Source organism: Mucilaginibacter sp., from assembly GCF_036383575.1.
Classification (GTDB): Bacteria; Bacteroidota; Bacteroidia; order Sphingobacteriales; family Sphingobacteriaceae; genus Mucilaginibacter.
Genome location: NZ_DASVOB010000594.1, coordinates 1 through 9,468, shown reverse-complemented (window position 1 = coordinate 9,468; position 9,468 = coordinate 1). Strand labels below are relative to the sequence as shown.

Annotated in this window: 5 protein-coding genes; all 5 read right to left on the bottom strand. The window is 42.4% G+C overall.

What is annotated here, in order from left to right:
• The coding region (locus tag VF500_RS21305) for an ABC transporter permease (RefSeq protein WP_330861612.1) at positions 1-1,545 on the bottom strand (1,545 nt) is incomplete at its 3' end.
• 65 nt (positions 1,546-1,610) lie between these two features.
• A complete protein-coding gene (locus VF500_RS21300) occupies positions 1,611-4,001 on the bottom strand; it encodes an ABC transporter permease (RefSeq protein ID WP_330861611.1) in 2,391 nt (796 codons plus the stop codon).
• Positions 4,002-4,326: 325 nt separating this feature from the next.
• Positions 4,327-6,711, bottom strand: coding sequence for an ABC transporter permease (locus VF500_RS21295; protein ID WP_330861610.1), 2,385 nt, complete (start codon positions 6,709-6,711; stop codon positions 4,327-4,329).
• 80 nt (positions 6,712-6,791) lie between these two features.
• Positions 6,792-9,158, bottom strand: a complete 2,367-nt coding sequence (locus VF500_RS21290) for an ABC transporter permease (protein ID WP_330861609.1) — start codon at positions 9,156-9,158, stop codon at positions 6,792-6,794.
• Positions 9,159-9,250: 92 nt separating this feature from the next.
• Positions 9,251-9,468 (bottom strand): hypothetical protein (locus VF500_RS21285; protein ID WP_330861608.1); only part of this gene is annotated, 218 nt, incomplete at its 5' end.

Here is a 9,468-nt window from a genome sequence, read left to right as displayed (position 1 = left end):
GCTCCGCATATGCCCTGTTGGCAGGTAACCCGTTAAGGTGGCATTAACCACACCCGGCAGCTGCCTGATCTCGTCCTTAAATGATTTTACATGGCCGCCAAGCTCAAATGCTTTATTGATAACAAGCACCTGGTTACGGTTATAACCCAGGTTTTTGGTTTGAATATAGTTGAGCTGGTTGTAAATAACGATGGTGCCAATAATGAGGAATATTGAAATGGAAAACTGGAAAACCACCAGCACACTCCTGAGCCTGCTTCCTTTAAAACCACCGGCCAGCTTACCGCTCAACACATTGATAGGTTGAAATGCCGAAAGGAAAAACGCAGGATATGAACCTGCCGCAAAACCTACTACAAGCACAATAACTAATAGGGCGGGTAACAACCATGCTAATGTTTGTGAACCAACAACCAGCTCCTTCCCTGCTACGTGATTAAACAAAGGCAACAACAGCAATACCGCAAAAAAGGCTATCACAGCAGCAGCCAGTGTCACCAATACTGATTCGGTTAAGAACTGCGCTATCAGATATTTGCGGGGCGAACCCAATACCTTGCGTACCCCTACTTCGCGGGCTCGGTTGGCTGAACGCGCTGTTGACAGGTTCATGAAGTTGATACCCGCTATAAGCAGGATAAATATGGCAATGGCCGAAAATATGTAAACGTACTGCACCGAACCATTACTATCCAAATCACCTGTGCGATTGGAGTGTAGGTGGATATCGGTTAGAGGCGTAAGGTTAAGCCTGAAATAGCTGCCGCTTTTTTCAAAGGCATCCATGTTCATGTGCAAACCAGCCTGCATTTCGCCATCACTGTATTTTTTCAGGAAAGCCGGTAATTTTTTTTCAAATACCTTGTAATCTGTTCCGGGTTTAAGTATTACGTAGGTAACATAATCGCTCCGAAGCCATTGCCCCGAACGACTGTCGGGCCAGCTTGCCATCGACACAAAAAAATCAAAATGGAAGTGCGATTGCTTTGGTATATCCCTGATAACCCCGGTAACCTTTAATAATTGATTATTATCGATGCTGAGCGTTTTACCTACAACATCGGTGCTGTTAAAGTATTTTTTAGCGATAGTTTCGGTGAGGACTACGGTATTTGGTTCTTTTAAAGCTGTAGTAGCGTTACCGTTGATAATAGGCAGTGTAAACACGTTAAAAACCGACGGATCGGCAAAAACGGTACTATACTCCAGGATATTCTCGTTTCCCTTTTTAACGTGGAAACCTCCTGAAACTTTAAGTCTGGTTGTTTCCTCTACTTCGGGAAAATCTGTTTTTAAAGCCTGTGCCAGCGGCGGCATGGCAACAGCATACAAAACGTTGTTTTCGCCAAGTTTAAGGTCCTCATTAACACGGTACGTGCGACCGGCTTTTTCATTAAAGCGGTCATAACTCAATTCATCGGCTACATATAGCACAATCATGAGACAGGTAGCCAGGCCAAGGGCCAGCCCCAATATATTTATAACCGTAAACCCCACGTTTTTACGCAGGGTACGGTAGGCTGTTTTTAAGTAATTTCTAAACATAGTTCATTGGTTCAATTGTTCATTAGTATCACACCGCACAACTGCTAACTGCCACTGCAAACTGCCTACTCGCTTTTCAAGCTCTTAGCCGGATTAGCATTTGCTGCCCTTATTGATTGTACGCTTACCGTTACAAACGCGATGATCACTGCCAGGATACCCGCTATTGCGAAGATCCACCAGTTAATATCTACGCGGTAAGCAAAACTTTGCAGCCATTTACTCATGCCATACCAGGCCAGTGGCGATGCTATCAGCGTGGCTATTACCACCAGCTTCATTAAATCTTTTGACAACAGGGTAACGATAGAGGTTACACTTGCACCCAAAACTTTCCGGATACCAATTTCTTTTACCCTTTGCTCAGCGGTAAAAGTTACCAGGCCGAAAAGACCAAGACAAGCTATACTGATAGCCAGTATGGTGAATATGAGCAGGATGTTGCCTTGTTTTTGTTCAGATTGGTATTGATTGGCAAAATTCTGGTCGAGAAAATGAATTTCTATTTTGTTTTCGATATCAAACCGGCCGTAAACCTTGCTGATATAATCGAGGGTTGCAGGAATGTTGTTTTTGCCAATCCGGATATACATATTGTCCTCATCATTGGCGGTAAATGGCAGATATAACATCATTGGTGCAACTTTGTGCTGCAACGAATAAGTGTTAAAATCTTTAACTACACCAATTATTTTCCGGCTGATCACATTGCCTTTATCATCTACCCCAATCCTTACAGAGCGGCCGATGGCATCCTTCCAGCCCATCTCGTTAACCAGTGTTTGGTTTACTATGATCGATTCCTGCCTGTCGGTGCTCATATCCGTCGAAAAATTTCGGCCTTTGGCAAGCTTAACTTGTAGAGTTGGAATAAAATCTTCATCAATAATGAGGTTTTCCACCATTTTTGACTCAGAATTAGCCTTTCCATCGGCTCCGATATTGAAATTGCTTGAACCAATATCATTATTACCTATTGGATTACCGGCAATGCCTACTGCTTCAACAGCCGGGTTTTGCAGTAACTGACTTTTAATAGCGGCTATTTTTGTACGTACCGATTTATCGCTGATGTGAAAAGTGAGCGTTTGGGCTTTATTAAAGCCGAGGTCCTTGTTCATTACATAATGCAGTTGCCTGTAAATGATACACGAACCAACTACCATGACAATGGTAATTACAAATTGAAACACCACTAATGATTTCCTGAACATAATGGTAGCGACCTGGCTACCCATTTGCCCTTTCATAGCGGCTATAGTCCGGAAGCCAGACAGGAACAAGGCAGGATATAAACCACTTAAAATGCCCGTAGCGAAAGCAAATAACATAAATATTACTACCGTTTTGCTCAAACCAAACTGTAGTAATACCAGGTTCTTACCCGATAACTGGTTGAAATAAGGCAACAGGAACTGTACCATTACTGATGCAATAAGAGCTGCGATGAGGGCAAATAAAATAGATTCGGCAAAAAACATCATGATCAATTGCTTTTTGCTTGAGCCGATAACCTTGCGCACCCCGATCTCTTTGATCCGTATTGAAGAACGGGCCGTAGTAAGGTTAACATAATTTATAACAGCTATGACCAGTATCAGCAGGGCTACAACACCAAATACATATACATAAGTGATATTACCATTGTTGCCCAGCTCATAATCAAGATTTGAATTAAGGTGGATTGACGTAAGTGGCTGCAGCTCCAGATTGTATTTCATAGCACCAAGCGTGCCTTTGATGTATTTGTTAAAGAAAACGTCAGATCCTGCTTCTATCTTTTTAAAATCATCATGGGCTTTAAGTAATACATAGGTGTAAATGTGCGAATTCCCCCAGCCTTCGGTATATCCATCGGGTAATGAGCGTAACGCGCTGAAACTAAATTGTGAATTTGCAGGCACATCATCAATTACCCCGGTAACGGTACTTGGATTATTTTCGATGAGTACTGTTTTATCCAATGCATCCGCAACGTTACCGAATAGCTTTTCAGCAAGGGTTTTAGTTAGTACAATGCTTTGCGGCTTTGTTAAAGCAGTATTGGGATCACCGGATAAAAAGTGGTGGGTGAACAGGTTAAAGAAGCCTTTATCGGTAAATAGCATCCCTCCTTCGTTGATCTGTTTGTCGCCATAGGTTATTTTGCCTCCGCCCTCGGCATCAATGCGGATTGCGTCTTCCACTTCGGCATAATCATTTTTTAAGGCGGGAGCATAAGGCGGCGAGGTAACGGCAAGGTTAAACTTACCTCCATTCCAGGTGCCGTGTTGTACTACGCGAAAAATACGATCAGCTTTAAGGTTATAACGATCGTAACTCCATTCATCAACCACATAAAGGCTGATAAGCCAGAACGCAGCAATACCCGTAGCTAAGCCGAAGATATTGATAAACGAAAAAACCTTATGCTTAATGAGGTTTCTCCAGGCTATTTTGATGTAATTACGTAACATAGGTAAATGGTTTATAGGCTCTAAAATATTAAAACTCGTACCAAATATACATTACATTAAAAATCAATAACTTATATATAAATCACTAATTTAAAACCGTACGGTAATGGAACACTTGTAGTGCGTTTGTGAACGATACTTTAGTGATTAGAGGTTGGAGATCAGAGGTTAGATTTTTCTCCGGCGCTTTTCTGGCGCAAGTATTGAGTGGTTGCCGGTGCGCAGCTTACTTGTGCCGTCTACAGCTTGAGGTAAAAAGTCTTAAGTACGAAGTTCAAAGTAGCTCTTTAATTGAGACTTTAAACTTCGTACTTAAGACCTCAAATCATTCCGACCGTAAACTCTTAACCGGATTTGCCAGTGCTGCTTTTATAGATTGAATGCTAATGGTAGCCAGGGCAATCAACGTTGCACCTCCACCTGCCAGCAGGAAGATCGAAACAGTCATATCTATTTTGTAAGCAAAATCCTGCAGCCATTTACTCATCGAGTACCAGGCAATCGGCACGGCTATCAGAATAGAGATAATGATAAGCAAGACAAATTCACTGGCTAATAAACGGATGATACTGCCAATACTTGAACCAAGTACCTTGCGGATGCCGATCTCGCGTGTTTTAACCTGTGCCGAATAGGTTGCCAATCCAAATAAGCCAAGGCAAGAGATAACGATAGCCAGGGCTGAAAACATATTGAACAGGGAGCCAGTATGTTCCTCGGTTCGGTATAACTGACTAAAGTTTTCATCAAGAAATGAATACTCTATCGGGGTATCATTATTATATTGCTTCCAGGTACTTTGTAGTGCCGTGATTGCCTTTTGAGCCTGCCCGCCGGTTGTTTTAATGAACATACGGTAACATTCATCGGGCCGGTAACATAATACTGCGGGCTCAATCTTTTTACGCATGGAAGCGTAATTGAAATCCTTTACAACGCCTATGATCGTTCCGCGTGTTTTTTGTATCCGGATGTTTTTTCCAATCGGATCTTTTATGCCCATGGCCGCCACGGCTGTTTCATTAATAATAAAATGAGCAGAATCAGCTACAGCACCGGTAAACGCCGCCCCTTCTTTCACTTTTAGTTTAAAAAAGCTGATATAATCTTCATCAACAAAAATGGGGTGAAATAGCAGGTTTGATTTTGCTGGTTTTCCATCCCAATCATTATCTCCCGTCCATCCGCCAAAATCAACGATATTACTGCTGCTCCGGGTAACGGCTAATACACCGGGCTGTTTAAGCAAATCGGCTTTGGCAGCGTCATAGTGTGGTTTAATATCCACCATACCAAACATCAGCACGTTCTCTTTGTTGTAACCAAGGTCGCGGCTGCGGATATAGCTGAGTTGTTTTCCTATAACCATTGTGCCAATAATAAGCACTATCGAAACCGTAAATTGTAAAACAACCAAAACCCTGCGAAAAGCTACATTACCAATGCCCGCTGCTACTTTACCTTTAAGCGCCTTTAACGGCTCAAATGAGGAAAGCAGTAATGCCGGATAAATGCTTGAGGCAGCAAGTGTACCGGCAAGTGTCAATACAATATAGAGCCAAACTTGATAGCTACCTAAAGAAAGCTGTAGTTCTTTGCCCGAAAATTTGTTATAGGCAGGCATCAGCACGTACATTATCATTATAGCAAAAACCGTGGCTATAACGAACATCAATGTTGTTTCAATTATAAACTGCAGAAAAAGCTGCATTTTACCCGCACCAATTATTTTACGCATGCTCACCTCTTTAGCACGCAACATGGAGCGCGCAGTTGAAAGGTTTACGTAGTTGATACAAGCTATTACCAGTATCAGGATGGCCACAATGGCAAAAGTGCGCACGGTTGACATGCCCCCATCGCTGCCATCAGCTTTGTACAGGTGCATTTTCAGGAACGGCTGTGCCAGGTAAGGTACCGGTGCGTCGTCCGGCTTATTACGCTCATGGATGGCCTGCAATTGTTTTTCTAATTTACGCAGGTCCGCGCCCGGTTTAAGCAGCAAATAAGTTTCAAAACTAAAATTGATCCAGTCGGCATCCATTGAACTGATGCGCCCTGTGCCATTATAACTGGCATTATTTTTCACATAGGCAAGATTGTTAAACCGGCTTAAGGGCATCATCACATTGCAGACTATACTTGAATTTGCAGGATGATCACTAACCACACCAGTAACTTTCAAAACATCATTGCGGCCAAGGGTAATGATTTTACCAATGGGGCTGTCATTGCCAAAATACTTTTTTGCTACCTTCTCGGTTATCACTACCGAGTTATTATCGGGGAAAGGATGCTTTCTATCGCCCTGTACAAGCGGAAAACCAAAAACGTTAAAATACGAAGGGTCGGTAAATGCCAGATCGGTTTCCCGAAAAACCTTGTCGCCATACCTAAACGATGCGCTGCCTATATTCATAATGCGCACACCGTCCTTAACCTCCGGGATCTCATTTTTAGCGAAGGTTGTAACCGGTGCTATAATTTGGGTAAATATCTGCTTGCTTATATCAGTACCGCCTACAATACCTATACGGTATAAGTTTTCACCTTGCGTGTTAAACCTGTCAAAGCTCAGTTCATCCTGCACCCAAAGCAACATGAACAACCCAATCACCAGGCCAAAAGTTAAGCCGGTTACATTAATGGCGGCGTAAAACTTATTGCTTACAATATTACGCCAGGCGGTTTTTGAATAGTTTCTTATCATGGTGCATATCATTAAGTCACCGGGTCATTAAGTCATTAGCCAACATTCAATGGTTTAATGACCAGTGACCTGATGACGGGTTATTCATTCTTCAAACTTTTAACCGGGTTGCTCAATGCAGCTTTAATAGCCTGCCAGCTTACCGTGAGCAAGCAAACAACCATACTGATACCGATAGTTGCTATAAACACCCATGCGCTTATATCCGTGCGATAAGTATAATGCTGCAGCCATTTGCTCATGTTATACCAACTCAACGCCGAACCGATAACAAAGGAAATAACCACCAGTATCAAAAACTCTTTAGACAGATTGAACCATAAACTGCTGATACTTGCGCCCAGCACCTTGCGGATGCTGATCTCCTTTTTGCGTTGCTCGGCCGAGAACGAGGCAAGGCCAAACAAGCCTAAACAGGATATAATGATAGCCAATACCGTAAATGAACTCGATAGCGTGCCTAACAGCTTTTCATTTTCAAATTTCCCGCTAAAGCTTTCATCAACAAACTTGTATTCAAACGGATATTCGGGGTTGTACTTTTTATAGATGTCGCCAATTGCAGCAAGGCTTTTTGATAGCGGAGCTTTGGGGTTTAAACGAATGCCAAGCTGGCCCGCCCAGCCTTTATCAAAACCAATAATAGCTGGCTTTACAGGCTCATATGGTGAACCCCAAACAAAATCTTTAACAATACCTACAACTGTGCAATTGCGTCCCTGCCATTTCACGATCTGGCCAAGGGGCTCTTTTAAGCGCATCAGTTTAACGGCCGATTCGTTCATGATGAGCGATAATGAGTCGGCCATGTGGCCTGGTATATAATCACGTCCTTTTATTAATTCAAGCTTATAAGTTGAAATAAAATGGAATGAGGTAACGATCTGGTCAATAGGTATTTTATCCTCGCCTGGTAATTGTCCGGGCCAGTTGATACCCCAACTGCTGCTGCCATTGCTGGCTATACTGCCAGATGTTTCTGCGGCGTCAACAGCGGCTCCTACATTTATTATATCCGTTCTGAAGTTTTCATACTCCTTATACAAATTACCTTCTAACGAGATCTCTATGAGCCCGTTCTTTGAGTAACCTACCGGACGGTCTTTAATATAATTGATCTGTTTATAGATCAGGATGCTTGAAAGAATAAGACATGTAGCAAATACAAATTGTACTATCACCAATACCTGCCGTAGATGTAATGTCTGTTTACCCGCCTTATTTGTACCTTTTAAAACCTTCACCGGTTTAAACGACGACAAAAACAATGACGGATAACTACCTGCCAGCAAACCTGTTACCACTGTCACCAATATAGCAGCGCCCCATGCCCATACGTTATTGTAAGGAATAGTTAATTGCTTGTGTATAATTTGATTAAAGTAACCAAGTGTTGCAGTCATCAGCACTAATGCTACTATAAGCGAGATCATAGCAGTAAATAGCGATTCGCCCAAAAATTGCTGTATAATGGAAAACCTGCGGGCGCCAACAACTTTACGGATACCAACCTCACGCGACCGGCGTTCCGAACGGGCTGTAGAGAGGTTCATGAAATTGATACAGGCAATTAGCAAAATGCCAATGGCCAGGAACAGGAATAGACGGACATATTCAATTGCACCACCCGTATTTACACCATTCTTAAAGTCACTGTGAAGATGCCATTGGGCAAATGGGAACAGGAACAACTGATTTTCTTTATTATGATCATCATAGCGGCCAATTAACTTTTTGATTTCGATATTAAGCTTACCAACATTAACACCCGGCTTAAGCATAACATAAGTAACAAACGAATAGTTACCCCAGCCCGATGTTTTCACCCAACCATTATCAGCTTCATAAAGTTTCCATGAAATAAGCGCATTAAACCTGAACGTAGAATTTCGGGGCAGATCTTTGTAAACAGCACTCACTTTTACCAGCCGTGAACCATTTAACTTAACAGTTTTACCTATGGGATCAACATCGCCAAAAACAGCTTTTACTGCCGATTCGGACATGATAACTGACGACATATCCCTGAACGCGTCTTTTTTGCTACCCTTTACAAAATCAAGCGTAAACATGTTCAGAAACGACTCATCGGCCGCCATGGTATTAACCTTTAACGGTTTATTGTTGTAATTAAACAGTTGATCGTATGACCAGTTTGCACGGGTAGCGTACTCAACCTCCGGATAATCCTTTTGCAGCACGGCAGCAACCTGCACAGGTGTGGCATCCCCCGTGTTTATTTCGCCGTTTGAGGGCTGGGTGCGCATTACTTTGTACAACCTGTCTTTATTTTGGTGAAACCCATCATAAGTAAATTCATTGTACACATACAACAGCAGCATAAAGCTCACTGCCATGCCAACACCCAAACCACCAATGTTGATGGCCGAGTAAAGCTTGTTCTTGATCAAGCTTCGCCACGCGATTTTTAAATAGTTCTTAAACATATCTGTTGTACATTAATTCAATTGTTTATTAGTTCATTAATGTGTCTGGTTTCCCCCTAATCCCAGACTAATCTCTGATCTCTAACCTCTAATCACTCCGATCTCAAACTCTTCACCGGGTTAGTTAATGCCGCCTTAATGGCCTGAAAACTTACCGTTGTGAAAGCAATAACCAACGCCAGTACGCCCGCAAAAACAAAGATCCACCAGCTTATATTTATGCGATAAGCAAAATCCTGCAGCCAGCTATGCATAGTAAACCAGGCTATTGGAAATGCTATCAGTGATGAAATGAGCACCAATATCAAAA

What these genes read in the sequence shown, in the direction of transcription:
- VF500_RS21300 (WP_330861611.1), bottom strand. Translation starts at nt 4,001, where the DNA reads ATGTTACGTAATTACATCAAAATAGCCTGGAGAAACCTCATTAAGCAT.
- VF500_RS21290 (WP_330861609.1), bottom strand. Translation starts at nt 9,158, where the DNA reads ATGTTTAAGAACTATTTAAAAATCGCGTGGCGAAGCTTGATCAAGAAC.
- VF500_RS21295 (WP_330861610.1), bottom strand. Translation starts at nt 6,711, where the DNA reads ATGATAAGAAACTATTCAAAAACCGCCTGGCGTAATATTGTAAGCAAT.